This window comes from Marimonas arenosa (genome assembly GCF_030848945.1).
In the GTDB taxonomy this organism is placed as follows: Bacteria; Pseudomonadota; Alphaproteobacteria; order Rhodobacterales; family Rhodobacteraceae; genus Marimonas; species Marimonas arenosa.
Map to the genome: position 1 here is coordinate 238,605 of NZ_JANHAX010000006.1, position 26,119 is coordinate 264,723.

The window sequence follows — 26,119 nt, forward strand, 5'->3', positions numbered from 1 at the left end:
CCGAGCAAGGCCCCCGGCGCGCCGGGCGGCGGGCCCCATTAACGGACCCGGTTCACCCTATCAGCGCGCCGTGCACAAGCGCCTTCAACTCCACCCGGCTCGGATAGGACGAACTCGGCACCAGCTGGGTCAGGAACACCACGGTCAGGTCCTTCACCGGGTCGGTCCAGAAATAAGTGCTCGCCATGCCACCCCAGCCGAAATCGCCGACCGAACCGGGCATCCGCGCCAGCGCCGGATCCAGCAGCACCGCACCGCCGATCCCGAAGCCCATGCCCGCCATCGGCATCTCCATGAAGCTTTCCGCCCCCATTGAGGCGATGTCGCCGCTCAGGAAATTCCGCCGCATGAACGCCAGTGTCGAGGGACTCAGCAGCCGTTCGCCGCCCAGCTCTCCGCCCCGGCGCAGCATTTCGCCGAAACGGGCATAATCATCCAGCGTCGAGCACAGCCCGCCGCCCCCCGAGAACATCGTGACCCGCGCCTCGGAAAAAGAACTGTCGTCGCCGGGATCGAGCAAGGCACGCGGGTCCTCGTCGGTTTTCTGGTAGCAATCGGCGAAACGCCCGACCTTCGACGCCGGCACCGAAAACGCGGTATCGACCATACCCAGCGGATCGAACACCATCTCCCGGAACACCCGGTCGAGCGGCTGGCCGGTGATCACCTCGATCACCCGGCCGATCACGTCGATGCCGATGGAGTATTCCCATTTCGTCCCCGGTCGGAAGGCCAGCGGCTGCGCCGCCGCCCGGTCGCACATATCGGCCAGCACTCCCATCCGCGGTCCGAAATCCACCTTTTCGCGCTCGTAGATCCGCGCCGCGAGGCCGGGGTTAAAGGAATAGGTCAACCCCGAACTGTGTGTCAGAAGCTGGGCCAGTGACGGCACCGCGCAGGGCTCGGTCTGGTCATCGCGCTCGGCGCCCGGCACCAACCTGCGGGCCTCGCCGAAAGACGGGAGGAAGGCGCTGACCGGCGCCTCCAGATGCACCAGTCCGCGCTCAACCAGCATGCCCAGCACCACCGAGGTGACGATCTTGGTCATCGAATAGATCCGCACGATGGTGTCGCGCTGGAATGGCAGGCCGCGGTTCACGGACATCATACCGTCGAAACTGGCATGAACTTCCTCGCCGCCGCGCAACACCAGCAGCGACGACCCGTGATAACGTCCGCCTTCGCGGTTGCGCACCATCCAGTCGTCGATCCGCGTCAGCCGCTCGGGATCGAAGCCCAGCATTTTGGCGCTCATACCTCCAGCCACTCCTTGCGGATGGCCTCGTTGGCCATCAACTCCTCTGGCGTGCCCTCGAACACCATGTGCCCATGGCCCATCACGTAGACCCGCGTCGCGACGCGCAGCGCGATGGTCAGTTTCTGTTCGACCAGCAGGATCGAGACGCCGCGCTCGGCAATCATCTCAAGCATGTCGCCCACCTGCTCGACGATCTTCGGCGCCAGCCCCTCGGTCGGCTCGTCGATCATGATGAAGTCCGGATCGCCCATCAGGCTGCGGCACACGGTCAGCATCTGCTTTTCGCCGCCCGACAAAACCGAGGCCTCGATATCGGCGCGCTCCCGCAGGTTGGGGAAATGCTCGAACATCATCTCCATCGACCAGCGCCCCTGCCCGTCCTTCTGGCCGGGCTTCAGCCCCAGGATCAGGTTCTGCCGCGTCGTCAGGCCGGGAAAGATGTCGCGGTTCTCGGGCACATAGCCGATCCCCGCCTTGGCGATCTCGTAACTCGGCTTGCCCGCCAGTTCCTCGCCGCGAAACTTGACCGATCCGGTCGGCGTGACCTCGCCCATGACCGCCTTGCACGTGGTCGAACGCCCGACCCCGTTACGACCCAGCAGCGCCACGATCTCGCCTTCGCGGACATTGAAATTCACCCCCTGAAGGATGTGCGACTTGCCGTAATAGGCGTGCAGATCATTGACTTCCAGCATCACGCTCATCCCGCATCCTCCAGGGTGGTGCCGAGATAGGCTTCCTGCACCGCTTTCGATGCCCGCACGTTTTCCGGCGTGTCACTCTCGATGATCTCGCCATAGACAAGCACGCTGATGCGGTCGGCCAGATCGAAAATCACGCCCATATCATGCTCCACGACCACCAGCGTCTTGCCTTCCGTCACCTTGCGGATCAGATCGACGATCAGGTCGGTCTCGGAATGGCTCATCCCGGCGCAGGGTTCATCGAGCATGATGATATCCGCCCCGCCGGCGATGGTGATGCCGATTTCCAGCGCCCGCTGCTCGGCATAGGCCAGCGCGCCCGCCACCACGTTGCGGCGGCTGGTCAGGTTGATCTGCTCAAGGATTTCATCCGCCTTCTCGGTCAGGTGCCGCTGACCGTTCACCATGTGCCAGAAGGAATACTTGTACCCCATCGACCATAACAGCCCGCAGCGCACGTTTTCGAACACCGTCATGTTGTGGAAGATGTTGGTGATCTGAAACGACCTGGAAAGCCCCATCCGGTTGATCTCGAACGGTTTCTTTCCACTCACATCCTGTCCGTGCAAATGCACGCTTCCCGCGGTGGGGGCGTATTTACCGGTGATCAGGTTGAACAACGTCGACTTGCCGGCGCCGTTCGGACCGATGATTGCATGGCGTTCGCCCTTATCGATCTTCAGGTCCACGCCCTGAATAATCTTGGCCAGGCCGAAACTTTTCTCCAGCCCCCTCAGTTCGATGGCAGGAACGCTCATCCGTGATGCCCTCCCATATGCGTGGCGTCGTCCCAGGCCGCTTTCAGCCCTGGCGCCAGCTTGACGATGGCAAAAAGGCTCACCGCCGCAATCGCCAGCACGGTGATCAGCGGCATCGCCCCGTGGCTGTCGAAGGTGATCCCGTAAAGGTTCATCTCGTGATCGCCCAGCCCGGCATGGCGCTTGTGGAACAGGATCTCCAGCACCGCCGCCGCCGAAAGAACGAAGGCCAGCGCAGGAATCAGCATCTTGGCATAGGGCACCACCAAGTGCCCGATCTTGCCCAGCTTCCAAGGCAGCACATGCATCGCCAGCAGCCCGGCCAGCCCGCCGGGGAAGAACATCACCGTCGCCACAAACAGGATGCCAAGGTAAAGCGCCCAGATCTCGGTATAGAGGCTCAGCACCGTCTGCAGCAGCGTAAAAACAATAGCGCCGATGATTGGCCCGACGAAGAACCCGACCCCGCCCAGGAAAGTCACCAACAAGATCGATCCCGAGGTCGTCAGGTTCAGGTTTTCCTCGGTCAGGATCTCGAAGTTGATGGCGAAAAGCGCGCCCGCAATACCGGCGAAAAAGCCCGAGGCCATGAAGCTCATCCAACGCACGTGGCGCTGCGAATAGCCCAGGAATTCGGCGCGTTCTTCGTTGTCGCGCACCGCGTTGGCGACCCGCCCGATCGGCGTGCGCGAGTAAAGAAACATGCCCAGCGCCGCGATCAAGAGCCACAAGGCGGTCAGGTAGTAAACCTGCTCCTGCGGCCCGAAATCCCAGCCCAGCACTTCCGGCCCCATGGTGCGGTCGCCGCTGATGCCTTCCTCGCCGCCGAAGAAGATCACGATGATCACCGAACAGGCCGCCACCAACTCACCGACGCCAAGGCTGATCATGGCAAAGACCGTCCCGGCCCTGCGGGTTGAAAACGATCCGATCAGGAAGGCAAAGAACAACCCGAACAGCCCGCCGAACACCGGCAGCAACGGCAGCGGCAGCCACAGACCGGCCTCGACCCAGTTCAGCAGGTGCATGCAGAAAAACCCACCCAGCCCCATATAGACCGCGTGGCCAAAGCTCAGCATGCCGCCCTGCCCCAGCAGCATGTTGTAGCTCAGCGCGAACACGATGGTGATCGCCATCTGGTTCATGATCGTCAGCGCCGAGCGCGAGTCGAACACGTATGGCAGGATGAACAGGCATACCGCGGCAATGATCCACGGCAGCGCGTGGTTCAGCGGGATCAGACGGCGGGTTCCGGCCGTCAGCGGTGTGGTTGCAGGCGTACTCATGTTTCACGCTTCCCGAAAAGGCCCTGCGGACGCACGACCAGGACAATGACCATCAGCAGATAGGGCAGGATCGGCCCGATCTGCGGCAGCGTCAGCGTCCATAGATCCTGCCAGGCGCTGTCCCAGATCGGCTCCGGCTTGGTAAAGCCGAGGCTTGTCAGAATATCTTCCATCCGCACGTTATAGGTGGCGGCGAAGGTCTGGATCCAGCCGATCAGAAGCGACGCGATCAGCGCCCCCCAAAGGCTGCCCAGCCCGCCAATCACGATGGTGACGAAAACGATTGATCCCAACAGGAAGGCCATGCCCGGAAAGGTGCCCAGCACCGGCCCGGCAATCACCCCCGCAAGCCCCGCCATCGCAGTGCCCACACCGAACACGCCCATGAACACCATCGGCACGTTATGGCCAAGGTTCTGCACCGTTTCGGGATAGGAAAGTGCGGCCTGAATGGTCATGCCGACACGGGTTTTCGTCAGGATGTAGAGCAGCACGAGGAACAGGCCCATCGCGACAAAGATCATGAACAACTTGTAGGCCGGAAAGGTATTGCCGGCGATCTGGAAGGCCGCGAAATCCAAGGCCTCCGGCGCCTCATAGGCCTGCTGGCTCTTACCCCAGAAGAACTGCACCGCCTCTTCGATCAGCAGCGCCAGCCCGAAGGTAAAGATCAACTCTGGCACGTGCCCGTATTTGTGCACCCGCCTCAGCCCGTATCGCTCGATCAGCGCGCCAATCACGCCCACGGCGATCGGGGCTACGATCAGCCCCAGCCAGAACCCTGAAAAAAGGCTGATCTGATAGGCGAAATAGGCCCCCAGCATGTAGAAACTGGCATGGGCGAAATTCAGCACTCCCATCATCGAAAAGATCAACGTCAGCCCGCTGCACAGCATGAACAGCAACAGCCCCGTGACCAGACCATCGAGGATATTGACGATAAAGAGAGACATCAGGTTCTCCTGCTCTCGCTGGATGGTTTTTTTAGGAAGGGTTTCCCGGGCGGCGGCGCGCGCCGCCCGGGGTCTGGATCAGCCGCAGTTACGGGCGTTCCATGTTGCAGGTCGTCGCAATGTCCATCGACGCCATGCTGACGGTCGATTCCCTCACCACGCCGAAACCGGAACCATCGTAGTCAAATTCGACACCCTCGTCGGTATGGACCTGAATGTGCATGTCCTGAATCAGCTGGTGATCCTGCGGGCGCATGAACAGTTTGCTGCCCCAGATGCTCTGATACTCCATGCCTTCCAGTTGCTTGGCAACGGCCACGACATCATCGGCGGTGCCGGCACCTTCAATCGCCTTGGCCAACATGCCGATCACGTTGAAGATCCGCGGCTGGTCGATATTGCCATCGGGATGTTTGGCCTTATAGGCCTTGTACATCGCACTTGCCTCATCGCTCACCGGCGGGTTGATCTGGCCTTCCGCGATCAGACGAATCCGGCCCTTGCCGCTTTCGCCGATGGCGGCGGTGATACCCGAACCCGCCGCATAGTAGGTATAGATCGGTCCTTCAAAGCCGTTTTCGATCACCGCTTTGCCCAGGCCCACCATGTCCGAGCCCCAGTTGCCGGTGATCATAGCATCGGCGCCCGACGCTACGATCTTGCGGGCGTAAGGCGTGAAATCCTTCACCTTGCCGATCGGGTGCAGTTCGTTGCCGACAATCTCGATATCCGGGCGCTTGGCGCCCAGCATGCCAACGGCGGCGGCAGCCACGGCCTTGCCAAAGCTGTAATCCTGACCGATGACATAGATCTTCTTGATCCCGTCATTCTGCGCGATCACATCGGTCAGCGCGTCCATCTTGATGTCGGCATTGGCATCAAACCGGAAGTGCCAGAAGTTGCACTTGTCGTTGGTCAGCGCCGGGTCGACCGCCGCATAGTTCAGGAACAGAACACGGTCATCGGGATTGCGCGAGTTGTGCTTGGCAATCGCGTCGGTCAGCGCGTTGGCCACGCCCGAGCTGTTGCCCTGGGCGATGAAACGGATGCCCTGGTCAATCGCGACCTGAAGCTGGATCAGCGATTCCTTGGGGCTGATCTTGTTGTCGAACGGCACAATCTCGAAATTCATGCCGCCCAGAACGCCGCCGTTTTCGTTGACCACGGCATCTGCGGCAAACTGATACTGATGCAACCCGTTGGTGCCGGTCGAGGCAAACGGCCCCGACAGCGGGTCGATAAAGGCGATCTTGATCGTGTCGGCGAACGATGCGGTGGCGGTCAGACCAGCCACAGCCACGCCGAGCATTAGTTTCTTGACAGATTTCATGAGTTTTCTCCTCCCATGGTTGGAATTCTGTTGGTTTCTGAGGCGTAGGTCGCCTCTTGTCGTTCCTTCTTGCGGCCCCTGCACGGGGCCGTGCATTGCTACTGCGGTTATTTCCTCCCCGGTCTCACGGCAGCGCCGCAGCTTCGCCCTGGCGCCTCCCGTCGCACCTCTCGGGCAACGCTCATTAAAGAAAAGCCCATCGGCCCAACTCAAGGCTTTGTTGCGCCTCGCGCGCATTACGTGGCGTCAGAATGACACATCCGCGGTAAAGTTCCAAAACCTGTCCGCACCGATCATGGCAGTGCGCGCCTCGAGGACTGGCAGAACCACGATTTCCACCCAAGCTCAAACGCTCATCACCTTTTGTGTCGGTTTCTTTGAAATCCACAACTTATTGAGGTTATCCCCAACAAATTGCTTTACAGGCACGACATCAGCCCCCACCATATCTCGTAGGAAAAGGCGGGAAACCGCCATTTTCTAGAGCAGGCAACAAGCGCTTGGGGGCGCTTTCCGGTCCCGGCGCTATGTAACGAAAGAGGTGTCGGCATGGCCCTGAGCGAGCAGTATCTCGACGACGAAATTCACCCCATCGATATTGTGGAAAGCCTCGCCGCCCACCACGACTGGGACTTCGACCGCATCGCCGACGACCAGATTGCCATGGCCGTCGAAGGCCAGTGGCGCACCTATTCCGTCACCCTGGCCTGGTCTGGTTACGACGAGACCCTTCGCATGGTCTGTTCGTTCGAGATGGAGCCACCCGAAGACAAACTGCCGGCGCTCTACGAGGCGCTGAACGCCGTCAACGACCAGTGCTGGGCCGGCGCCTTCACCTACTGGCCCGAGCAGAAGCTGATGGTCTACCGCTACGGTCTGGTTCTGGCCGGCGGTCAATCGGTCAGCGCCGAGCAGATCAACACGCTGATCTCTGCCGCGGTGATGAGCGCCGAGCGCTACTACCCGGCGTTCCAGCTTGTGGTCTGGGGCGACCGCGCCCCGCACGAGGCGCTGCAGGTCGCCATTGCCGAGGCCTACGGTCGCGCGTAACATCTGCCCCCGGAACAGGAGACGGGGGACCTTATGGATATGTCGGACATCGCCGCGCGCGGCTTGGTGCTTCTCGGATGCGGCAAGATGGGATCGGCCATGCTCGAAGGCTGGCTGGAATCCGGCCTGCCACCCGCTTCGGTCCATGTTCGCGACCCCCACCCGTCCGACTGGCTCAAATCCTCCGGCGTTCACATCAACCGGGATCTGCCCGCCGCCCCGGCCATCGTGCTGATTGCGGTCAAGCCGCAGATGATGGCCGACGCGTTGCCGACGCTGAAGGAATATGGCAACGCCAATACCCTCTTCCTCTCGGTCGCCGCCGGTACGCCGATCGCCTTTTTCGAATCGGTTCTTGGCCCGGACACCCCGGTTATCCGCGCCATGCCCAACACGCCGGCAGCAATCGGCAAGGGGATCACCGCGATCATCGGCAATACCCGCGCGACACCCGCCCATCTCGATACCGCCGAAGCGCTGCTTTCGGCCGTGGGTCAGGTCGTCCGGCTCGATGCCGAATCGCAGATGGACGCCGTCACCGGCCTCTCCGGCTCGGGTCCCGCTTACGTCTTCCACCTGATCGAATGCATGGCCGCTGCCGGCGCGGCTCAGGGCCTCGCCCCCGATCTTGCGATGAAACTCGCCACTGCCACCGTCGCCGGCGCCGGCGCGCTGGCGATGGAAGCCGGCGAGACCCCGGAACAGTTGCGCATCAACGTCACCTCGCCCAACGGCACCACCCAGGCCGGCCTCGAAGTGCTTATGGACGCCGCGACTGGCCTGTCGCCGCTGATCGACAAAACCGTGGCCGCCGCCACCCGCCGCTCGAAGGAGCTCGCCAGTGACTGACCGGATCGGTTTCGACGATTTCATGAAGGTGGACATCCGCACCGGCACCGTGACCCGCGCCGAAGCTTTTCCCGAGGCGCGCAAGCCCGCGATCAAACTCTGGGTCGATTTCGGCCCGGAGATCGGCGAGCTGAAATCCTCGGCTCAGATCACCTGCCACTATGCTCCCGAAACCCTGGTCGGCCGGCAAGTCATGGCCGTTGTCAACTTTCCTCCGCGCCAGATCGGCAAATTCATGTCACAATGCCTTGTGCTCGGTGCACCGGACCGCAACGGCGAAGTGGTGCTGTTGCGCCCGGATCAGGAGGTGCCCAACGGGGCAAGGATGTTTTGACCAAACTGCTCATCACCCGCCGTCATCCCGACGCGGTTCTCGACGCCGCGCGGGCGTTCTGCGATGTCACGGTTCGCGACAGCACGGCGCCGCTCTCCGAGGACGAGCTACGCGCGTCCCTGCAGGACTACGATGCCATCATGCCGACGCTGGGTGACACCTATTCCGAGCATGTCTTCGCCGATGTCGCCGCGCCGCGCGCCCGCATCCTCGCCAATTTCGGGGTTGGCTATAACCATATCGACACCATCGCCGCCGCGCGCCACGGCATCGCCGTCTGCAATACGCCCGGCGCCGTGACTGACGCCACTGCCGACATCGCCATGACATTGATCCTGATGAGCGCACGCCGCGCCGGCGAAGGCGAACGGATGCTGCGCGCCGGCAACTGGCAGGGCTGGCACCCGATGCAGATGCTGGGCATGCACGTCTCCGGCAAGACCGTCGGCATCATCGGCATGGGCAATATCGGCACGGCCATCGCGCGGCGCTGCCACTACGGCTTCGGGATGAAGGTGATCTATGCCAATCGCTCGGAAAAGCGCATGGAATTCCCGGCCGAGCAGATGTCGCAGCACGAGCTGGCCCGCCATGTTGACATCGTCGTCGTCGCGGTGCCGGGCGGGCGCGAAACGCATCACCTGATCGGGGCCGGATTCCTCAGCTCGATGCGGCCGCATGCCCATATCGTCAACATCTCGCGCGGCGACGTGATCGACGAGACCGCTCTCGTGACGGCGCTACAAAAAGGCCAGATCGCTGGCGCCGGGCTGGACGTCTACGAACACGAACCGCACGTTCCGCCAGAGTTGATCGCGCTCGAAAACGTCACGCTCCTGCCTCATCTCGGCACGGCCGCACTCGACGTCCGCGTCGCGATGGGCCTCATGGCCGTTGACAACCTACGTGTCTTCTTCTCCGGGGAAAGCCCGCCCAACCTGGTCTGATCCAGCCCCTGCTACTTGATTTCTGCCGCCAATAGGCGTCATGTCTTCGCTATTCAGGAGGTGGGCCCATGTATCAGCCAGCAATAACCGGCACCGGCGTCTTCACGCCCGAGCTCGTCATCACCAATGCAGAGCTGGTCGAGGCGTTCAACGCCTTCGCCGAAAAGTTCAACGCCGAGAACGCCGCCGCCATCGCCGCCGGTGAGATCGAAGCCATGGAACCCTCCTCGACCGAATTCATCTACAAGGCCAGCGGCATCGAACAGCGCTACGTTCTTGAAAAAGAAGGCATTCTCGACCCCAACCGGATGTATCCCCGGTTCCGTCAGCGTTCCGACGACGAACCCGGCATCATGACCGAGATTGCCATGGACGCCTGCGACAAGGCGCTCAAGCAGGCCGGCGTTTCAGCCGAGGAGATCGACCTCGTGATCTGCGCCGCCTCGAACATGGAGCGCGCCTACCCGGCGATCGCGGTCGAGATCCAGAAGGAAATCGGCGCCGGCGGCTTTGCCTTCGACATGAACGTCGCCTGCTCGTCCGCCACTTTCGGCATTCAGGCCGCCGCCGACATGATCCGGTCCGGCAGCGTGCGAAAGGCCATCGTCGTCAACCCTGAGATCACCTCCGGCCACCTCGAATGGCGCGACCGCGATTGCCATTTCATCTTCGGCGATGTCTGCACCGCCACCGTTCTGGAACGGGCCGAGGACGCCAGGGGCGCGCACTGGCTGATCCATTCCACCCGCTGCGCCACCCAGTTCTCCAACAACATCCGCAACAACAATGGCTTCCTGCGCCGCAACCGCCCCGACGGGATGAAGGACCGCCGCGACATGCAGTTCATGCAGAACGGCCGCAAGGTGTTCAAGGAAGTGGTGCCGATGGTCTCGGCGCATATCGCGCAGCACATGGCCGACGAAGGCTGGCAGGCAGGTGACCTGAAACGGATGTGGTTGCACCAGGCCAACAAGACGATGAACGATTTCATCGGCCGCAAGGTGCTGGGCCGCGAGCCAGCCCCGGGCGAACAGCCCAATATCCTGCAGGATTATGCCAATACCTCGTCGGCTGGCTCGATCATCGCCTTTTCCAAGCATTCAGACGACATGCACCCTGGCGACAAGGGGCTGATCTGTTCCTTCGGGGCGGGCTATTCAGTGGGCTCGGTGCTGATCGAACGGGTCTAACCAGCGGCCGCTTGCCAATCCCCTCCGGGTCGGCGATTGCGCTCCGAAGCATTCATGAAAAGCCGCAATTGGCCTGGAAGGGTCATTGGTTTCGAATTGGCTTCGCCACTCCGACCGACTGGGGGGCCAGCCCCCCAGACCCCCCGGGATATTTGGAGAAAGAGGAAGACAAGCGTGTTTTCCTTCATCTGACCTGAAATATCCCGGAGGGGGTGCGGGGGAGGCAGCGCCTCCCCCGCCTCGGTCGGATCGCCGCGCGATCCGAACAGGGAACGTCCCCTTCAGGCCAGAACCCGACATGCCTATCCAGCAACTTGAATCGATGCCGGACCAGCGCAGCTTTTCTCACGTCACCTGCAACGAAACCGCCCCGATGCTTGAAAACACGGCTTCACACTGCACCCCCGGCTCGGCGATCACCACGTCGCAAATCAACCCCGTCGCGACCAGATCACCGGCTTTCAATCCCTTGCCTCGCGCACTCAGACTATTGGCCAGCCACACCAGCACCGCTGCCGGGTCGCCCAGGGCATTGGCGCCGACACCTTCGGTCACGACCGCGCCGTCACGCCTGACCCGAACCGTCTCGGCCATCAAATCCATGCCCGGATCGAACGCCACGCCTGCGCCATAAACCAGCCCGCGGTTGATCACCCCGTCCGCGGCAAGCCATTCCGGCGCCTCGCGGAGATCGCCCGGCAGGCGCTTGTTGACCCATTCGAAAACCGGCAGCACCTCACCGACTGCGGCCAGAACTTCTGCCCGTGCATACGGCGCCTCGCGTGATGGCAATTCGGCGGCCATCCGGAACCCGATCTCGGCCTCCAGAATGCCCAGGTCGCCCTCGACCGGGGCGATCTCGGCGCCGCTCTTCCAGACATCTTTCTCGAAAACCGGCCCGGCCAGGGGCGCGTCCACACCGCAAAGCTCCTGCGCGCGCTTCGAGGTCAGCCCGACCTTCCAGCCAACCACCGGCGCGTGCATTGCCGTTGCCATCGCATCCTGAATGGCAAACGCCTCTGCCATTGACGGTTTCTCGCAGGGATAATCGCCCAGTTTCCGCCCCGCCTGCCGCGCCTCGGCCAGCGCCCGGCCTGCCACATCAACATCCATCGGCCGTCACCTCCCTGTCGCCCATCGCCTCGCGCCAGTGCCGCCGGCACAGGCTGACATAGGTCTCGTTGCCGCCGATCTGCACCTGCGCTCCGTCGGTCAGCGCCCGGCCCTCGGCATCCATCCGCACCACCATCGTCGCCTTCTTACCACAATGGCAGATGGTACGCACCTCGCGCATCTCGTCGGCCAGCGCCAGCAGCGTGGCCGACCCCGGGAACAACTCGCCGCGGAAATCCACCCTGAGCCCGAAGCACATCACCGGCACACCCAGATCGTCGACCACCCGCGCCAATTGCCAGACCTGATCCTTGGTCAAGAACTGCGCCTCGTCGAGGAACACGCAGGCAATGCCGCCGAATGCCAGCCGCGCCTCGATCCGGGCAAACAGATCGTCTTGTGCGCCGAATGTGTCCGCCGTGGCGCTGATCCCGATCCGGCTGGCGATCCGGCCCGGCCCGGCGCGATCATCCAGCTTCGCGGTCAGAAGGTAGGTCTCCATCCCCCGTTCGCGATAATTGTGCGACGCCTGTAACAGCACCGTCGACTTGCCGGCGTTCATGGTCGAGTAGTTGAAATAGAGCTTGGCCATACCCGCGTTTTCACCGCTGGCCGGGTTGGATGCAAGTGTGGGCGGGACGCGATCCGGTGAATCCGCGTTATCAGACCCCGGCATGCGGGACAGGCCACTGGGGATGGAGCTCACATGCCGGACTGACACGCGACACGTCCGTCCGCGCCCCACCTCCCGACACCCGGGCCACGCCCAAGGCATCGGACCCCGGGTCATCCCGGGACTTTTCAACGATGACATTTGGCGGCAAACCAACTAATGGGAAAAGAGTTAACCATTTCCCCCATAACCGCCCCGGCGGTATCGCGCGGGGGGTCCAGGCAAAGGGGATGAGTTCGCATGGCTGGTGTAGGCAGCTACCTGAAAAAGCACACCGAGGCATTGGTCAAGGATGTCGGCATTGAGCCGGCCTGCAAACTGACCGGTAAATCCAAGGCGACGCTGGGGCGTTACTATTCCGAGAACGAGGAACATGGCGATCGCTTCATGCCAATCGACGCTGTCGCGGCTCTGGAGGAGGCTGCAGGCTATCCACATGTCACATCGGCCCTGGCCGAGTTAAAGGGGATCACGCTCAGCTATGACGATCGGCGCAAGAATACCTCGAAAGGCCATGTCAATTCCGATGTCATCGCGCTTTCCCAGAGGTTTGCCCTGCTGATGGCCGAATACCAGCAGTCGATCGAAGACGGCATCATCACCGTGAACGAGGCCAAACGGCTTCTGAAGGAAACGGTACAGCTGCAGCAGGTGCTGATCGACATGAAGCTGCATCTCGAACACGAAACCAACTGACAGGCGGGCGGATGGCCGAAAAGCCGCCTCGTCGCGCCCCGGTCGAAGCCGAGCGTTACACGCCCGAGCTCCTGCAGTGCTTTCTTGTCGACCTCGAAACCACCTCTCACTCGCGCGAGGTCTGGGCGCTGCTCACGACGCTCGGCCGCGACCTCGGTCTGCCCTGCGTCGATTTCATCTGCGCCAGTTCCTACGCCGATTTCCGCAAGACCCTGTTTATTCGCACCTCGTATGACTCGACCTGGCTCAACACCTTGAACGCCGATCCCGACCTGCACAAATGGTCGTATTTCCGCAGCCACGCGATGTATCACCTGACTCCGATCATGGTCGGGCTCGAATTTGTCGACGAATACATCCACATTCCCGCCCGCCGGGTCGAGGTGCTGAAAGAGGCCGCCCGGCGCGGCATGCGCGCGGGCTTTTCCATCCCGCTGCGGCTGCATGCCCCGCCCCAGGCCGCGCTGATCACCTTCACCGGGGATCACGCCAAGCGCGAGATGGCTGCCATCGTCCGCGCGCACGGCTGGACCATGACCACCGCGGCCATGGCCGCGCATCAGCGCTACATGATGCATTTCTCGGCCGAGTTTCCTACCCGCAACCACATCTCCCCCAAACAGCTGGAATTACTCGAGAAAATCGGACTGGGCCTGCAGGACAAACAGATCGCCTCTGCGCTCGGCATCTCGGTCTCGGCGGTGCGCCAGCGGCTCAACACGCTAATGGAGCGCACCGGGCTGACCGGCCGGGCCGAGCTTGCGGCGCTGGCGATGAGCATGGGCGTACTGCCCGACCCCCTGTACGGACCCGGTGATGACGCCTCCGACGTGCTGATCGAAATGGACGGCGGCGGCATTCACCGCCGCTGAGCGGCCGCTGACCGAAAAGGGCGCCCCCGAAAGGACGCCCGTATCGTGTGAAAATGCTGTTGTCGGCAATATCCGGGTGGGCAGGGGTCGACGATCCCCTGAATGCCCCCCTCTGAAATCTCCTCGAGGAAAGACCGCACCCGCGGACCAGGCATTCCACGGTCAGATGTCCCCGGCGCTGGGGAGCGCCGGATGTTCCTGCGGGCTTTCCTCTTTCCAAGCCTAGCGCAGGCCCTCCGCCTCGTGCAGGAGAATCTCCGCGGCGTCCGACCGATCCGTCTGTCTTTTCTGCCAGCCGCCCGCCGGCAACCTGTCATTTTCGACAGGGGCGATCAGGTGCACCGCAGCCGCGCCAGCAACCGCTCCAGCATCGCCTCACAGCGCTTCAGTTCGGCGATCTCGATGAATTCGTCGGGCTTGTGTCCCTGCGCCATCGTCCCCGGTCCGCAGACCACCGTGTCTATCCCGGCGCGCGCGAAATGCCCCGCCTCGGTGCCATAGGAAACCTTGGTCAGCGCCGCCTCCGGCATGATCTGTTGCATCAGCCGAACCGCCGGTCCATCGGTATCGGCCGCAAGCCCTGGATAGCCGCCGGTTTCTTCGATCTCGATCCCGCCGATCCGCGCCGCCGCGGCCCGCAGCCGGGCGATGATCTCTTCTGGCACGTCCGGCGCGAGATTGCGGATCTCGAACAGGATCTCGGCGCGGTCCGGGACGATATTGAGCGCCGTCCCGCCCTGCATCACCCCGGCATGCACCGTGCTGACCGGCGTGGAAAAGCCGGCGTCCCGCGTTCCCTCCCGCTGCAATCGCGCCTGCTCGGCCTGCAAGGCATTGATGAACGCCGCCGCCAGATGCAGCGCGTTGACGTAATCCGGCGCGTCCGCCGAATGGCCCGCAGCGCCATGGCAAACCGCGCGCAGCGATGTCTTGCCCTTGTGCCCAATGGCGATCCGCATCTGCGTTGGTTCGCCCACGATGCAGATCTCCGGCCGGCCCACTGTCTCCTCCAGCCGCGCCAACATCACCGGGATGCCGCGGCAGCCGATCTCCTCGTCCCAGGAAAACGCCAGTTTCAGCGGCCGTGCCAGATCTCCCGCCCGTTCCGCCGCAACCAGCATGCAAGCGAGATATCCCTTCATGTCGGTCGTGCCGCGGCCATAGACGCGATCGCCTTCGTGGCGCAGCCGGAAAGGGTCGCTCGACCACGCCTGCCCCACCACCGGCACCACGTCGACATGGCCTGAAAGCATCACGCCGCCCGGCCCCTTCGGGCCCAGTGACGCAAAGATCCCGGATCTTTCACCGCTTTCGTCAAACAAACGATGCACCCGCGCCCCCGCCGCGCCCAGCGCGTCGGCGAGGTAATCGACGATATCGCCATTCGGCCGGTCGGTCAGCGAACGAAACCCCACCAGCCGCTCGAGATGCGCCAGCACCCGGCTCATTCGTCCCCCGGCACGCCATAGGATGGCGCCGCCGTCGGGTTCAGCGCCCGGGTGACGTAATCCTGCAATTGCGGTTGATAGACCTCCCAGGCCCGCGCCACCGCCGCGATCGGACAGCCCTCGTCAATCCAGTCGCAGCGCAGCTCGGCTACCGGCCAGGAAATCTTGTCCACCAGCAGCATGCCGGCCGAATGCACCGGTCCGGCCTCGCCGCCGGCGGCCAGCCCCGCCTGCATCGCCGCGATCAGACGGTCGCCGAGATGGCCCTCGGCGGCCTCGAACCCGTCGACGATCGCCGCCGGCACGCCGTCATTGGCCAGAAGGTTGCCACCGCTGGCCACGTCGCGGCCTTCGGCCTGGGTCCAGATACCCAGGCTGTTCGGCCCCGAATGGATCGCCGTCTCTCCCTTTCCGTCGATCACCAACACCTGTCGATATTCGATATACCGGCCGCAGCGCTGCACTTCTCCGATCGCCTCCTGCGCACTCATCCCGCGCCCCATCACATCCAGCGCCAACGGCCCCAGCGTCGGGTCGGTCACGTTTTGCGAGGCCACCGCGCCGACACCGGCCCTGGCATAGGCACAACGTGCCGCCACGGCCGGCGACGACGACGAAATCGCCACCCCGAACATGCCTGTCTCGGCACAACGCGCCACCAGTGAAAATGTCATCGCAACGCTCCCCTTTTCCTCTTTCCGGAAATATCCCGGGGGTGTGGGGGCTGGCCCCCACTCCGACTTCAGTCCGGAATCACCGCCGTGGCATCGATCTCCACCAGCCATTCGGGCCGCGCCAGCGCGCTCACCACCAGTCCCGTCGAAACCGGATGCACCCCTTTGATATACTCCCCCATGGTCCGGTAGACCGCTTCGCGGTGGCGCACATCGGTGATATAGACCACCACCTTGACCAGATGCTCCATGCCGCCACCGGCTTCCTCGATCAGTTGACGGATGTTCTGCATGACCTTGTGGGTCTGCTCGGCCGGATCATGACTGTCGATGTTTTTCGCATCGTCCAGATTCTGCGGGCATTGCCCCCGCATCCACACCGTCCGCCCACCCTGCGTGACGACCGCCTGGGCCAGGTCGTTGTCCAGGTTCTGTTCCGGATATGTGACCTTCGTGTTGAACTTGCGTATGCGCTGATGCGCCATGGCCAGTACTCCTCGTAGGCGGGGACCTACCCACCAATCCTCATCCATTCAGATCGAAGAACTCCCGGCAGAACCAGATGAACTTTTCTGCCTGCGGATTCGACCGCACTCCCTTCTTCGTCACCAGCATCACCCGGCTCGCCTCACCCTCGGCAATCAGCGGCCGCGTCACCAGCAGATGCCCGTCATAGCTCACCGTCGCCGCCGGCCGGGTCGCCAGGATGGCATAACCCAGCCCCTGCCCCACCAGCCCGCGTACCATCTCGAAACTGGAGCTGCGATACGCGACCTGCGGCACCACTCCCGCCCGCTCCAGAATGTCGGAGAACTGGTCACTCGACGGCGTCGAGCCAAGATGGATCATCGGATATCCGTCCAGGTCCTGCGGCGTCAGTTCATGGCGTTCTGCCAGCGGATGATCCTGAGCCAGAAGCACGTAAGGCTCCAGCCGGGTCAGCTCTTCCGCGTCGAGCCCGGCTGGCAAACCAGCGCCATACATCAACGCGAGATCGGCCTCGCCGGCCATCACCGCCTCGCTCACGCGGCGCTGGTCTCCCTCAATGAGCTCGACCCTGACTCCGACCTCCTTCTCGGTCATCCGACGGATGATTTCGGGCAGCAGGATCGGCCCGAAGGTGTGGAAACACCCTACGTTCAAAACCCGTCCCTCGGCCGCCTGTCCGGCGGCGACGCTGGTCGGGGCCTCGATCCGGGTCGCCGCACCATACCCACGCCGGGCATAGATCAGGGGCGATCCGCCATCGGCGATAAAGACGTCATCGACCTCGCCGAAAAAGACGTGATGCGTCCCCACCTTGTCGCTCGACACAACGTGGCAGTCGAACGCCACCAGCGGATCGCGCACCCGCGGCGCGCCCGACGGCATCGCCTCCCAGTCACAGCACTCGAACTTGTCGTCGAGCTGGTCCTTGAACCGCCCGGCAAAGGCATCGCTGATATAGGCCTGGTCGTCCTTGAGGATATTCACCGCGAAAACGCCGTTCTCAATGATCTGCTGCGCCACCGGGCTTTGGTAATTGATGCACACCAGCAGCGTTGGCCGCGGCGTATCGGCACTGACGCTCGACATCGCCGACACCGTCACCCCGCCGCGCCCCGCTCGTCCGTCGGTCGTCACCACGTTCACCGTGGCTGCGGCGTGGCTCATCCCCCCGATGAACTTGTCCCGCAACGCGGCATCGGTGGAGTGCGACATCGGAACGGACCTTTACTGCTTCAGCTTCGCATAGAGATACTGGGCGAAATCGTAGTTCGGACGTTCAAGGTGGCTCAGGTGGCCCGAACGCGCAAGGCCCGACCTCAGCCCGGCATAGACCTTTTCGGTACACCCCCGATCCTCGACATTGACCTTGTCGAGCAGCGTCTTCAGGTCGATGAAATTCTGCTGCGCGTCCGCGTCGCCCTTGTAGTCGTCCGACATGCCGCCACCGAAACGGATATGCACCTTGCCCGGTTCGACAGGATGCAGACTCAGATACCAGAAATAGCCCGGCGTCAGCGTGATCAGCAGGCTCGGATAGATCGCCAGCAGGAAGGTCGTCCGCCGCATTTCACCCTCGAGCCGGTCGTTACCCGGATGCGCCATGGCGATCCTCAGCGTATCGTCCTTCAGGATGGTGTGATAGTTGAACGCCGGCAGACCCGGCGGGCAGACCATCTCTTCAAGCTTCGACAGCCCCCCGATCGTCCCGGCATGACACACCGGCAGGTGATAGCTTTCCATGAAATTTTCGGCCAGTACCTTCCAGTTGGTGTCCCAGAGGTGCTCCTCATAGAAGCTCTCGGAATAGTTGGTCATGTCGTAACCGGCGACCAGCGCCTCGACGTCGTGCAGTTGTTCGGCCACCGGCGGCGCGTCCGGGTTCAGCGTGATCATCACCCAGCCCAGCCATTCCTCACAGCGTACGGCCGGCAACCTGTAGCTTTCCTTGCAGAACCCCTCGTTCAGGTTCATCGCCGGCGCCCCCCTGAGCGAGCCATCCAGATTATAGGTCCAGCCGTGATAGGGACAGGTCAGCGTCCTTGCATGGCCCCGGCCTTCCAGCATCGTGCTCATCCGGTGCAGGCAGACATTGCTCAGCCCGCGCAAACCCCCATCGCGGTCGCGCAGCACCACCACGGGCTGGCCCGCCAGTGTCGCCGTCACGTAGTCTCCGGGGTCGGCCAGTGCATCCGCGCGGCCCACGCAATACCAGTCCTTCGCGAAGATCCCGTCGATCTCCTGCTCCATGAATGCCTGCGAAGTGTAGACCGAGGGCGGCATCGCATGCGCCCGCTCGAACGGCTCCGCTACATTCGCCGCCAACTCCGCCAGCGCATCCGACCTCAGGTCGTTTGCCATTCCTCACCCCTCTCCCGGCCCGCGATAGGCCGCATATCCGCGCTGGATTCCGATCTGGTCGGCGAGAAACCTGGCGTCATGCCAAACACCCCAGATGAAGCTCGACCCCCGCCGCGACAGCCACGGTAGACCCAGAAAATACACCCCCGGCTCGGGCGACACGCCGCGCTGATGCACCGGCCGCCCGCTCTCGTCGAAGGCCGCCACCTTTAGCCAGGAATAGTCCACGGAAAACCCTGTGGCCCAGATGATCGTGCCCACATCCTCGGCCCTCAGGTCCAGCTCGCGCAGCGGGTTGGAGACGCAGTCCGGCTCCGGCCCGAAGACGCGCGCCTCCGGTTCTTCCGGCAGATCGAGCCCCATCCGCGCGACATAGTCATCCGCTTCATCCAACAGCGACAGATAGTTCGCGTCCCCGCCAGCAATGTTGTCGGCCAGATCCCCGGCAAATCGAACCACGCCATCGGCGCAACTCTCCGTCCGGCCCACCAGGGTGATCCCCGCCTGTCCCAGCCGCCGGAAGTCCACCGTTTCGCCACCATGTGCGCCGCTCACCGCAATCGTCACATGCTCGGCACCCTTAGGCGGCGCGGCCATATCCCACTTGTTCAACACCCCCAGCCACCAGACGAAATCGCGGCCGCGATAGCGCCGCGGCGGCCGGTCATGCGGTCCCACCGACAGGTACACCTTGCGCCCGGCCCGGTTCAGTTCATCGGCGATCTGCACCCCCGAAGACCCCGCCCCGACCACCAGAACCGCCCCCGCTGGCAGGTCATCGGGATTGCGATACCCGGTCGAATGCATCTGCATGATCCCGTCGGTCTCCGGCACGATTGGCGGGATCACGGGCACCTGGAAGGGCCCCGTCGCCGCCACGATCCGCTGCGCTTCGATCGTGCCGGCCGTGGTTTCGGCGGCAAACCCGCCGGTGGCGTTGCGGACCACCTGCAACACCTCGACCCCGGTCCGAACCGGCATGCCCTGACTCTCGGCCAGGTCTTCGAAATACGCCGCCACCCGCTCCTTGCCAGGAAAGCCGTCGGGATCTTCGTCGGCAAACTCCAACACCGGAAAGCGATCATGCCAGGCCGGCCCGTTCATCACCAGCGAATCCCAGCGCTCCGAGCGCCAGCGCTCGGCAATCCGCCCCCGCTCCAGCACAAGATGCGGAATTCCCGCCGCAAGCAGATGCGCCGACATCGCCAACCCCGCCTGCCCGCCGCCGACCACCAATGTGTCCGTTGTCTCGCGTACCATGCGCTCCCCCGAATGCATCACCGGACCGGGCGCGCTCCCGCCCGGTTCCACCACAGCATGCCCCTGTGGCGGCGTCTACGAAAGGGGTTTCTTGTCAAATCCCGGCCTCCGGATCCGCCGTGAACTCATATTGCGCGAGCATCGAATAGACCGGCCCCTCCGGCCGCAGGTCCGAGCGGCAGAGCGAGAAGCTCTCCGCCCGCTCCGGCGGCAGATGCACCACCCCCAGCTTCGCCGCCAACCGCTCCGCCTCCCGTCGGCCCAGCTCACGCCCGAACCGGGCCAGCGTCACATGCGGCCGGAATCGTTCGCGCCGCAGGTCCACGCCGGCCGCGCGGCACACCCGCACCACCGCCCGTTGCGCCGCCTCCAGATCCGGCACCATCGCCACAGCGGCAAAGCACAGGTTCGGCCGCCGGCCGCCGAACACGTCCAGTTCGCTTACCCGCAGTTCCGGCGCCGTCAGCCGCAGCCCTGACAAACCTTCGTGCACATCGTGCAGCACCGGCTCGGCCACCTCGCCGAGAAAGGCCAGCGTCAGATGCAGGTTCTCCGAAGGTACCGGTCGACCGGGCAGACCCTCCTGCCCCTGCTCCAACGCCGCCCGCAGCGCCTCAGGCAGATCGACCGCGATAAACGCTCTCATGGTCCCGTCCCCTCGTCTTTGCCCAAAATACTCCCGCCGGCTGCATCCCGACCCCGCCGCCTCTCCGCCGCCGGCCGACCTCCGCGCCGCCCTCAGGCACCGCGGGTGAGTGGGGCGGCGCATGGAGGCCGTCCCACAGCGTCCCCCGCGCTCACCCCGTCACCTGCATCCGCGCAAAAAGCCGCAACGCATGGGCGCCGTCCTGCGCCATCCCCGGCAGTACAGGGTCATATCCCGCCGCAATCACCCCGGCGATCTCCGGCCGCAGGATCACCTCGCCGCCGGGCAGTTTTGCCAGCGGCGACTGCCCCGCGAAGGCCCCTTCGCCCCACAACAGGATGATCTGCACCGCCTGGGCCAGCGCCAGGTCCTCGGCCGCCATGTTCGACAGGCTGTCATCCATCCGCAGGAACACGAAGCCGGCCTTTATCTCGCCGGTCTTTTCGAAGCGGAAGAACCGGTACTGGTTCGCCCCCTGCGCCTTCAGCTTCTCCACTGTCGTAGCAATCTCCGGCACCATCTTCTCGAGCCCTTCAAGCGCCGTGAGCTCCTCCCAGTCGCGGAAAAAGAAGAACATCAGGTTCGAACCCAGCTCCGGGTCGGTCTCGGCCATCTTGTGGCCGGCCAATGCCACCACCGCCTCGATCGCCCCCTTGACCACCGCCAGCGTCTTGTCGTCGACGCCGAATACCACCGGCACAATCGGCCGCGCCCAGCGTGCAAACAAGAAACCGCCATCGCTTCTGGTAAACAGCCTCTCGATGTCGTCCGGTGTCATTTGCCGCCCTCCGTCCTCTGCCCCTGATGCCGCGAACGCGTCCGAAGGGCAAGCCGGTCAAGTACGGTTGATCTTGAGACTGGAAGTTAACGCGACCGGCGATTCGCCATACGGAAGCGTATGCCATACGCATCGCAGCCAGCCTGACAGCCTGGTTGCCATACCGCCCTTTTTGACGAAAAGCCGTGGTTAACGCAGCGCCCGCTCACCCGTCGAACAGGTCATTCTGCCCCTTTGCCACCGGTGCCGCCAGCCCCAGATGCGCCCATCCCTTCTGTGCCAGCATCCGCCCCCGCGGCGTGCGCTGGATCAGCCCCTGCTGCAGCAGGTACGGCTCAATCACCTCCTCGATCGCGTCCCGCGCCTCGCTGAGCGCCGCCGCGATGGTCTCGATCCCGACCGGCCCGCCCTGGTAATTCTCAGCAATCAGAGTGAGATAGCGCCGGTCCGCGCCGTCGAGACCAAGCTGGTCCACCCCCAGTCGTGTCAGCGACGCATCGGCCAGAGCCTTGCTGATCCGGCCGTTGCCTTCGACCACCGCGAAATCCACCACGCGGCGCAGAAGCCGCCCGGCAATCCGCGGCGTGCCCCGCGACCGCCGCGCAATCTCCAGCGCGCCATCGGCTTCAGTGTCTACTCCCAGCTTACGCGCATTGGCTCTAACAATCTGATTCAGCTCGTTTATTTCGTAAAACTGCAGCCGCGTCGGGATCCCGAACCGGTCTCTCAGCGGCGTCGTCAGCAACCCCAACCTTGTGGTCGCGCCGACCAGCGTGAACGGCTGCAACTCGATCCGAACCGTCCTTGCCGCTGGCCCTTCGCCGATCACCAGGTCGAGCTCGAAATCCTCCATCGCGGGATAGAGCACTTCCTCGACGGCCGGGTTAAGCCGATGAATTTCATCGATGAAAAGCACGTCGCGTGGCTCGAGATTTGTCAAGATCGCCGCCAGGTCCCCGGCCTTGGCCAGAACTGGCCCGGAGGTCATCCGAAACCCCACCCCCAGCTCGCGCGCCATGATCTGCGCCAGCGTCGTCTTGCCCAGGCCCGGGGGCCCGTGAAACAGCGTGTGATCCATCGCTTCGCCTCGCATCCGGGCCGATTGAATGAACACCCGCAGGTTCGCCCGCGCCTCCTCCTGGCCCACGAACTCATCGAGGGATTGCGGTCGAAGCGCCCGATCAGTATCGTCCGGCAGGCTCTCGGCGCGCAATGTCGGATCAGGTTCGAGCATGGTTTATCCCTTCGGCGCCAGCAATTTGAGTGCGGCACGGATGAGCCCGGCGGTATCGGCCTCAGGGGCTTCACCTGCCGCTTGTGCCACCGCGCTGGCTGCCTCGCCAGGGCTGTAACCAAGGTTCGACAGCGCCGACAAGGCCTCGGACTGCGCCGCTGCCCCGGCCGGCGCTGAAGCCGACTTGGGCGCCGCCTCGACCGGTTCGATCACCGCGTCCTGGTCCGCGTCCGCCACGGGTGCCGGTGCTATCCCCAGCATGCCGCCCAATGCCATCAGCGCGGGCGCCTTGTCCTTCAACTCGTTCACCACCCGTTGCGCCGTCTTGGGGCCGATCCCCTTGGCGGCCTTCACCGCGTTCCAGTCCCCCAGGGCGATCGCCCGGTTAACCCCTTCTGCACCCAGCGTACCCAGTATGGCCAGCGATGCCTTTGCCCCGATCCCCTGAACGCTCATCAAAAGCCGGTGCCACTCCTTCTCCAGCAAGGTTGGAAAGCCAAACAGCTGCAGCAGGTCTTCGCGCACCAGCAGATCGGTATAAAGCGCCACCACTTCGCCCGGTCCCGGCAGCGCGGCCAGAGTCCGCTCGGAACAGTATACGAGGTATCCCACGCCCTTCACGTCAATCAGCACGTGATCGTCGCCGCGATAGTCGATCCGGCCCGACAGCTTGCCGATCATGTGCCCACCTTCCGTATTGCCGCGATCACGGCCGCCTGGCTGCGGACATGATGCGCATGGCAGATCGCGACCGCCAGCGCATCGGCCGCGTCAGGCCCGGCGATCTCGGCCCCGGGCAGCTGCATCTTTACCATATGCTCGACCTGGCCCTTCTGGGCATGACCGACACCGACGACCGTCTTCTTCACCGTATTCGGGGCATATTCACCAACCTCCAGACCAGCCTGCGCCGGCACCAGCAGGGCGATCCCCCGTGCCTGTCCCAGTTTCAGTGTCGCCACCCCGTCTTTGTTGACGAATGTCTGCTCAACCGCCGCCGTATCAGGCGCGTAGCGGGTCACAACCGCGCTCAGTTGCTCGTGCAGCGACAACAGCCGCCGCGCCAGATTTTTTCCGCTCGACTGGCAAATGCCGTTGTCCACATGCGCCAAACGCGACCCGTCGACATCGATCACCCCCCAACCGAGGTTTCGCAAGCCCGGGTCAATTCCTAAAACCCGCATGATTTTCTCACTGCCCTGTTGCCTTTTGGAACCACTAGCACGAAACGAGAACATTTAACAATCTCCTTCGCGTCACATTCCAAAAACGACATGAGTGTTCCTGGGGCGACCGGCGAGGACGGAAAACGCCTTTGCGAAACCCGAAAACGACACTCCGAATGACTTAAAAAAGTCATGTTTTCCGGTGGCTTACCCTTCTTCCCACCCATGCAGAAACTGCATAGGCCATATGCAGTTTTGTCCGCTTGTTCTTTCCAATTGGCCCGCATATTTCGCGCTTCGAACAAACAGGGACTCAACCCCCCGTGCTTTAGGAGTAATGGAATGGCTGTAATCGACACCCCCCGCGTTCAGCTTGCCGCTGGCACTCACGGCCGCATTGGCCAAATCTTCGCTTCGCTCGTTGCGCGTTACAACGAATGGAACGATCTCCGTATGACCCGCAATGCGCTCTCCAAGCTCAGCGACCGTGAGTTGGAAGACATCGGCCTCTGCCGCGGCGACATCGACTTCATTGCGGAAAAAAACTGACTGTCCGCTGATCTGGCCGGGCCAACTCTGGTCAGGTTAATACCCACAAAAGCAAAGCCGCGCTTCCCCGATCGGAAAGCGCGGCTTTCTTTGTATTCCCTATAATCGCGCCGACGCGTGCCGCGCGTCAGCGAATAAAGGGCGCAATCTGTTTGGCCAATCCGATCGAAAACCGGTCAGGCTGCATCACCAACGCCCCAGCCTTTTCGACCAGAGTACCCGACTGCAACCCATTGATGCGTTCCATGTAGCCCGACTCACCAAACTGCGCCAGCGCGATCGATTTGAACAGGATGAAACCGAAGAGGAGGTAGAGGACGCCCCGCGGGGAGATTGCCGGCGCCGACCGCCGTTTTCGCACGACCAGAAGCCCGTCCGGTCCAACGATCTGTCCACGGCCCTTAGGCGCTCTGCGATGTGCGCGTTCGATCAACTGAACGCGCTTGTCAAAACTGTTGTGTCCACCAAGCATGGCAGCCTCCGGTACAAGCCCCCACCGGACGCCTCAAACATCACGACGAATTGTGGCAGGAATATGGCAACCCCTTGAGAACCGGCGGATTTTCGCCACGTTTTCTCAGTGCTTTTGCAGAACAAGCGTCGTCCATTCACCAATCTCGTCGCGCGAAACCAGATTGATGCCGAAGCGTGCATAATGTGAGATCACTTCGTCGGCCTGCTCGTTGAGGATACCCGACAGAATCGCACGCCCGCCGGGCTGTAGCGCGTCCGCCATGTCGGGCGCGAGCGCGATCAGCGGCCCTTTGAGGATGTTTGCGAAGACCAGGTCGAACGGCGCCGCCGCCATCAGATCGGGATGATCGAACCCCGCCGCCTCGACGCAAGTCACCCGACCATCCAGCCCGTTGGCGCGGATATTGGCGCGGGCGACCTCGACCGCGATCTCGTCGATATCGCTGGCAAACACTGGGTCGGGCCAGAGCCGGGCCGCCGCCATCGCCAGCACCGCCGTACCGCAGCCGATGTCGACGGCGTTGCGGGCGTGCAGCCCCTCTTGCGCCAGCCGGTCAAGTGCCCGCAGGCAACCCAGCGTCGTGCCGTGATGCCCGGTGCCGAATGCCATCGCCGCTTCGATCAGCAGCGGCAAGGCGCCCTCCGGCACCTTGTCGGCATCGTGGCTGCCATAAACAAAGAACCGTCCCGCCTGCACCGGCGCCAGTTCGCGGCGAACCTCGGCCACCCAGTCAGTCTCAGGTAGTTCGGATACGGTGAAGGGGCGCGCGCCGTAAAGCGCCTCGAGCAGCGCCAGACCGGCAGCATCGGGCGCCTCGGTGAAATACCCGCCCACTTCCCATAAACCTGACCCGTCTTCGATCTCGAACACGCCTATCCCGGTCGGTGCCGGGTTGAGCCTTTCCATCGCCTCGCCCAGCGCCTCAGCGCTGGCCTTGCCAGGAAGAGTGGTCAGGGCGGTAAAGGTCGGCATGGGTCGGCTCCTTGACTGTTCCCCGCCGCCTAGTCGTGCCCGGCTTGACCGTCAAGC

29 protein-coding genes are annotated in these 26,119 nt (G+C 63.4%); 8 read left to right on the forward strand and 21 right to left on the reverse strand.

Going from position 1 to position 26,119, the window contains the following annotated elements; genetic code table 11:
• Positions 1 to 52 precede the first annotated feature (52 nt).
• The 6 genes from NO357_RS18150 to NO357_RS18175 all read right to left on the reverse strand — a co-directional run bounded on the left by NO357_RS18150 (position 53) and on the right by NO357_RS18175 (position 6,289).
• Entirely contained in the window at positions 53 to 1,255 is a 1,203-nt protein-coding gene (locus NO357_RS18150) for a serine hydrolase domain-containing protein (protein WP_306737148.1), read from the reverse strand.
• The gene (locus tag NO357_RS18155) at positions 1,252 to 1,962 is read right to left on the reverse strand and encodes an ABC transporter ATP-binding protein (protein WP_306737149.1); all 711 of its coding nucleotides are present in this window, start codon (positions 1,960 to 1,962) and stop codon (positions 1,252 to 1,254) included. Before NO357_RS18155 ends, NO357_RS18150 begins: the two co-directional genes overlap by 4 nt.
• Positions 1,959 to 2,720 (reverse strand): ABC transporter ATP-binding protein, encoded by a 762-nt coding sequence (locus NO357_RS18160; protein WP_306737150.1) that lies wholly within the window; start codon positions 2,718 to 2,720, stop codon positions 1,959 to 1,961. The genes NO357_RS18155 and NO357_RS18160 overlap by 4 nt, the downstream gene beginning before the upstream one ends.
• Complete coding sequence (locus NO357_RS18165; RefSeq protein ID WP_306737151.1) at positions 2,717 to 4,006, reverse strand: branched-chain amino acid ABC transporter permease; 1,290 nt, start codon at positions 4,004 to 4,006, stop codon at positions 2,717 to 2,719. The genes NO357_RS18160 and NO357_RS18165 overlap by 4 nt, the downstream gene beginning before the upstream one ends.
• Entirely contained in the window at positions 4,003 to 4,959 is a 957-nt protein-coding gene (locus tag NO357_RS18170) for a branched-chain amino acid ABC transporter permease (protein WP_306737152.1), read from the reverse strand. Before NO357_RS18170 ends, NO357_RS18165 begins: the two co-directional genes overlap by 4 nt.
• An 88-nt stretch (positions 4,960 to 5,047) precedes the next feature.
• Positions 5,048 to 6,289, reverse strand: a complete 1,242-nt coding sequence (locus NO357_RS18175; protein ID WP_306737153.1) for a branched-chain amino acid ABC transporter substrate-binding protein — start codon at positions 6,287 to 6,289, stop codon at positions 5,048 to 5,050.
• 549 nt (positions 6,290 to 6,838) lie between these two features.
• On the opposite strand from NO357_RS18175, the gene NO357_RS18180 reads away from it, so the two are divergent.
• The 5 genes from NO357_RS18180 (at position 6,839) to NO357_RS18200 (ending at position 10,659) form a co-directional block, all read left to right on the forward strand.
• On the forward strand, positions 6,839 to 7,339 hold the full coding sequence (locus NO357_RS18180; protein ID WP_306737154.1) for a type III secretion system chaperone family protein: 501 nt from the start codon (positions 6,839 to 6,841) through the stop codon (positions 7,337 to 7,339).
• 33 nt (positions 7,340 to 7,372) lie between these two features.
• Positions 7,373 to 8,188, forward strand: a complete 816-nt coding sequence (gene proC, locus NO357_RS18185) for a pyrroline-5-carboxylate reductase (RefSeq protein WP_306737156.1) — start codon at positions 7,373 to 7,375, stop codon at positions 8,186 to 8,188.
• Positions 8,181 to 8,522: a tRNA-binding protein gene (locus NO357_RS18190; protein ID WP_306737157.1), complete on the forward strand. Its 342-nt coding sequence runs from the start codon at positions 8,181 to 8,183 to the stop codon at positions 8,520 to 8,522. Before proC ends, NO357_RS18190 begins: the two co-directional genes overlap by 8 nt.
• Positions 8,519 to 9,469, forward strand: coding sequence for a 2-hydroxyacid dehydrogenase (locus tag NO357_RS18195; protein WP_306737158.1), 951 nt, complete (start codon positions 8,519 to 8,521; stop codon positions 9,467 to 9,469). The genes NO357_RS18190 and NO357_RS18195 overlap by 4 nt, the downstream gene beginning before the upstream one ends.
• Positions 9,470 to 9,537: 68 nt before the next feature.
• Positions 9,538 to 10,659: a beta-ketoacyl-ACP synthase III gene (locus NO357_RS18200; RefSeq protein WP_306737159.1), complete on the forward strand. Its 1,122-nt coding sequence runs from the start codon at positions 9,538 to 9,540 to the stop codon at positions 10,657 to 10,659.
• Between the two features lie 345 nt (positions 10,660 to 11,004).
• Here the strand turns inward: NO357_RS18200 and NO357_RS18205 are convergent, their stop codons facing one another.
• Positions 11,005 to 11,772: a 2-keto-4-pentenoate hydratase gene (locus tag NO357_RS18205; RefSeq protein WP_306737160.1), complete on the reverse strand. Its 768-nt coding sequence runs from the start codon at positions 11,770 to 11,772 to the stop codon at positions 11,005 to 11,007.
• Positions 11,762 to 12,364 (reverse strand): thymidine kinase, encoded by a 603-nt coding sequence (locus NO357_RS18210; protein ID WP_306737161.1) that lies wholly within the window; start codon positions 12,362 to 12,364, stop codon positions 11,762 to 11,764. Before NO357_RS18210 ends, NO357_RS18205 begins: the two co-directional genes overlap by 11 nt.
• A gap of 321 nt (positions 12,365 to 12,685) precedes the next feature.
• Between NO357_RS18210 and NO357_RS18215 the strand changes: the two genes are divergently transcribed.
• On the forward strand, positions 12,686 to 13,141 hold the full coding sequence (locus tag NO357_RS18215) for a hypothetical protein (protein ID WP_306737162.1): 456 nt from the start codon (positions 12,686 to 12,688) through the stop codon (positions 13,139 to 13,141).
• Positions 13,142 to 13,152: 11 nt separating this feature from the next.
• On the forward strand, positions 13,153 to 14,013 hold the full coding sequence (locus NO357_RS18220) for a helix-turn-helix transcriptional regulator (protein WP_306737163.1): 861 nt from the start codon (positions 13,153 to 13,155) through the stop codon (positions 14,011 to 14,013).
• A 332-nt stretch (positions 14,014 to 14,345) separates the two neighbouring features.
• On the opposite strand, the gene argE is transcribed toward NO357_RS18220, so the two are convergent.
• The 11 genes from argE to ruvC form a co-directional block, all read right to left on the reverse strand.
• Positions 14,346 to 15,461, reverse strand: coding sequence for an acetylornithine deacetylase (argE, locus tag NO357_RS18225; RefSeq protein WP_306737164.1), 1,116 nt, complete (start codon positions 15,459 to 15,461; stop codon positions 14,346 to 14,348).
• Positions 15,458 to 16,135: a DUF1028 domain-containing protein gene (locus NO357_RS18230; protein ID WP_306737165.1), complete on the reverse strand. Its 678-nt coding sequence runs from the start codon at positions 16,133 to 16,135 to the stop codon at positions 15,458 to 15,460. The genes argE and NO357_RS18230 overlap by 4 nt, the downstream gene beginning before the upstream one ends.
• 68 nt (positions 16,136 to 16,203) lie before the next feature.
• On the reverse strand, positions 16,204 to 16,620 hold the full coding sequence (locus NO357_RS18235; RefSeq protein WP_306737166.1) for a RidA family protein: 417 nt from the start codon (positions 16,618 to 16,620) through the stop codon (positions 16,204 to 16,206).
• 40 nt (positions 16,621 to 16,660) lie between these two features.
• Positions 16,661 to 17,836, reverse strand: a complete 1,176-nt coding sequence (locus NO357_RS18240; RefSeq protein WP_306737168.1) for a LysR substrate-binding domain-containing protein — start codon at positions 17,834 to 17,836, stop codon at positions 16,661 to 16,663.
• 12 nt (positions 17,837 to 17,848) lie between these two features.
• Positions 17,849 to 18,982, reverse strand: coding sequence for an aromatic ring-hydroxylating oxygenase subunit alpha (locus tag NO357_RS18245; RefSeq protein ID WP_306737169.1), 1,134 nt, complete (start codon positions 18,980 to 18,982; stop codon positions 17,849 to 17,851).
• A gap of 3 nt (positions 18,983 to 18,985) precedes the next feature.
• On the reverse strand, positions 18,986 to 20,242 hold the full coding sequence (locus tag NO357_RS18250; protein ID WP_306737170.1) for a flavin-containing monooxygenase: 1,257 nt from the start codon (positions 20,240 to 20,242) through the stop codon (positions 18,986 to 18,988).
• 94 nt (positions 20,243 to 20,336) lie between these two features.
• Positions 20,337 to 20,888, reverse strand: coding sequence for an RNA 2',3'-cyclic phosphodiesterase (thpR, locus tag NO357_RS18255; RefSeq protein WP_306737171.1), 552 nt, complete (start codon positions 20,886 to 20,888; stop codon positions 20,337 to 20,339).
• Between the two features lie 151 nt (positions 20,889 to 21,039).
• Positions 21,040 to 21,666: a hypothetical protein gene (locus tag NO357_RS18260; RefSeq protein ID WP_306737172.1), complete on the reverse strand. Its 627-nt coding sequence runs from the start codon at positions 21,664 to 21,666 to the stop codon at positions 21,040 to 21,042.
• Between the two features lie 205 nt (positions 21,667 to 21,871).
• Positions 21,872 to 22,900, reverse strand: coding sequence for a Holliday junction branch migration DNA helicase RuvB (ruvB, locus tag NO357_RS18265; protein ID WP_306737173.1), 1,029 nt, complete (start codon positions 22,898 to 22,900; stop codon positions 21,872 to 21,874).
• Between the two features lie 3 nt (positions 22,901 to 22,903).
• A complete protein-coding gene (gene ruvA / locus NO357_RS18270) occupies positions 22,904 to 23,581 on the reverse strand; it encodes a Holliday junction branch migration protein RuvA (protein ID WP_306737174.1) in 678 nt (225 codons plus the stop codon).
• Positions 23,578 to 24,084 (reverse strand): crossover junction endodeoxyribonuclease RuvC, encoded by a 507-nt coding sequence (gene ruvC, locus NO357_RS18275; protein WP_306737175.1) that lies wholly within the window; start codon positions 24,082 to 24,084, stop codon positions 23,578 to 23,580. Before ruvC ends, ruvA begins: the two co-directional genes overlap by 4 nt.
• Before the next feature lie 324 nt (positions 24,085 to 24,408).
• Between ruvC and NO357_RS18280 the strand changes: the two genes are divergently transcribed.
• The gene (locus NO357_RS18280; RefSeq protein WP_306737176.1) at positions 24,409 to 24,615 is read left to right on the forward strand and encodes a DUF1127 domain-containing protein; all 207 of its coding nucleotides are present in this window, start codon (positions 24,409 to 24,411) and stop codon (positions 24,613 to 24,615) included.
• Positions 24,616 to 24,742: 127 nt separating this feature from the next.
• Here NO357_RS18280 and NO357_RS18285 read toward each other — a convergent pair whose 3' ends face one another.
• Both NO357_RS18285 and NO357_RS18290 read right to left on the reverse strand, forming a co-directional pair.
• Positions 24,743 to 25,087, reverse strand: a complete 345-nt coding sequence (locus NO357_RS18285; protein WP_306737177.1) for a hypothetical protein — start codon at positions 25,085 to 25,087, stop codon at positions 24,743 to 24,745.
• A gap of 105 nt (positions 25,088 to 25,192) precedes the next feature.
• Positions 25,193 to 26,062, reverse strand: coding sequence for a 50S ribosomal protein L11 methyltransferase (locus NO357_RS18290; RefSeq protein WP_306737178.1), 870 nt, complete (start codon positions 26,060 to 26,062; stop codon positions 25,193 to 25,195).
• Positions 26,063 to 26,119 lie beyond the last annotated feature (57 nt).

Bases quoted from the DNA above. Each gene is read 5' to 3' on its own strand.
- NO357_RS18285 (WP_306737177.1), bottom strand. From the start codon at position 25,087: ATGCTTGGTGGACACAACAGTTTTGACAAGCGCGTTCAGTTGATCGAA.
- proC (WP_306737156.1), top strand. From the start codon at position 7,373: ATGGATATGTCGGACATCGCCGCGCGCGGCTTGGTGCTTCTCGGATGC.
- NO357_RS18230 (WP_306737165.1), bottom strand. From the start codon at position 16,135: ATGACATTTTCACTGGTGGCGCGTTGTGCCGAGACAGGCATGTTCGGG.
- NO357_RS18245 (WP_306737169.1), bottom strand. From the start codon at position 18,982: ATGGCAAACGACCTGAGGTCGGATGCGCTGGCGGAGTTGGCGGCGAAT.
- NO357_RS18200 (WP_306737159.1), top strand. From the start codon at position 9,538: ATGTATCAGCCAGCAATAACCGGCACCGGCGTCTTCACGCCCGAGCTC.
- NO357_RS18175 (WP_306737153.1), bottom strand. From the start codon at position 6,289: ATGAAATCTGTCAAGAAACTAATGCTCGGCGTGGCTGTGGCTGGTCTG.
- NO357_RS18165 (WP_306737151.1), bottom strand. From the start codon at position 4,006: ATGAGTACGCCTGCAACCACACCGCTGACGGCCGGAACCCGCCGTCTG.
- NO357_RS18220 (WP_306737163.1), top strand. From the start codon at position 13,153: ATGGCCGAAAAGCCGCCTCGTCGCGCCCCGGTCGAAGCCGAGCGTTAC.
- argE (WP_306737164.1), bottom strand. From the start codon at position 15,461: ATGAGCCGGGTGCTGGCGCATCTCGAGCGGCTGGTGGGGTTTCGTTCG.
- NO357_RS18280 (WP_306737176.1), top strand. From the start codon at position 24,409: ATGGCTGTAATCGACACCCCCCGCGTTCAGCTTGCCGCTGGCACTCAC.
- thpR (WP_306737171.1), bottom strand. From the start codon at position 20,888: ATGAGAGCGTTTATCGCGGTCGATCTGCCTGAGGCGCTGCGGGCGGCG.
- NO357_RS18215 (WP_306737162.1), top strand. From the start codon at position 12,686: ATGGCTGGTGTAGGCAGCTACCTGAAAAAGCACACCGAGGCATTGGTC.
- NO357_RS18260 (WP_306737172.1), bottom strand. From the start codon at position 21,666: ATGACACCGGACGACATCGAGAGGCTGTTTACCAGAAGCGATGGCGGT.
- NO357_RS18250 (WP_306737170.1), bottom strand. From the start codon at position 20,242: ATGGTACGCGAGACAACGGACACATTGGTGGTCGGCGGCGGGCAGGCG.
- NO357_RS18290 (WP_306737178.1), bottom strand. From the start codon at position 26,062: ATGCCGACCTTTACCGCCCTGACCACTCTTCCTGGCAAGGCCAGCGCT.
- NO357_RS18205 (WP_306737160.1), bottom strand. From the start codon at position 11,772: ATGGATGTTGATGTGGCAGGCCGGGCGCTGGCCGAGGCGCGGCAGGCG.
- NO357_RS18150 (WP_306737148.1), bottom strand. From the start codon at position 1,255: ATGAGCGCCAAAATGCTGGGCTTCGATCCCGAGCGGCTGACGCGGATC.
- NO357_RS18210 (WP_306737161.1), bottom strand. From the start codon at position 12,364: ATGGCCAAGCTCTATTTCAACTACTCGACCATGAACGCCGGCAAGTCG.
- NO357_RS18155 (WP_306737149.1), bottom strand. From the start codon at position 1,962: ATGAGCGTGATGCTGGAAGTCAATGATCTGCACGCCTATTACGGCAAG.
- ruvC (WP_306737175.1), bottom strand. From the start codon at position 24,084: ATGCGGGTTTTAGGAATTGACCCGGGCTTGCGAAACCTCGGTTGGGGG.
- ruvB (WP_306737173.1), bottom strand. From the start codon at position 22,900: ATGCTCGAACCTGATCCGACATTGCGCGCCGAGAGCCTGCCGGACGAT.
- NO357_RS18180 (WP_306737154.1), top strand. From the start codon at position 6,839: ATGGCCCTGAGCGAGCAGTATCTCGACGACGAAATTCACCCCATCGAT.
- NO357_RS18160 (WP_306737150.1), bottom strand. From the start codon at position 2,720: ATGAGCGTTCCTGCCATCGAACTGAGGGGGCTGGAGAAAAGTTTCGGC.
- ruvA (WP_306737174.1), bottom strand. From the start codon at position 23,581: ATGATCGGCAAGCTGTCGGGCCGGATCGACTATCGCGGCGACGATCAC.
- NO357_RS18170 (WP_306737152.1), bottom strand. From the start codon at position 4,959: ATGTCTCTCTTTATCGTCAATATCCTCGATGGTCTGGTCACGGGGCTG.
- NO357_RS18240 (WP_306737168.1), bottom strand. From the start codon at position 17,836: ATGTCGCACTCCACCGATGCCGCGTTGCGGGACAAGTTCATCGGGGGG.
- NO357_RS18235 (WP_306737166.1), bottom strand. From the start codon at position 16,620: ATGGCGCATCAGCGCATACGCAAGTTCAACACGAAGGTCACATATCCG.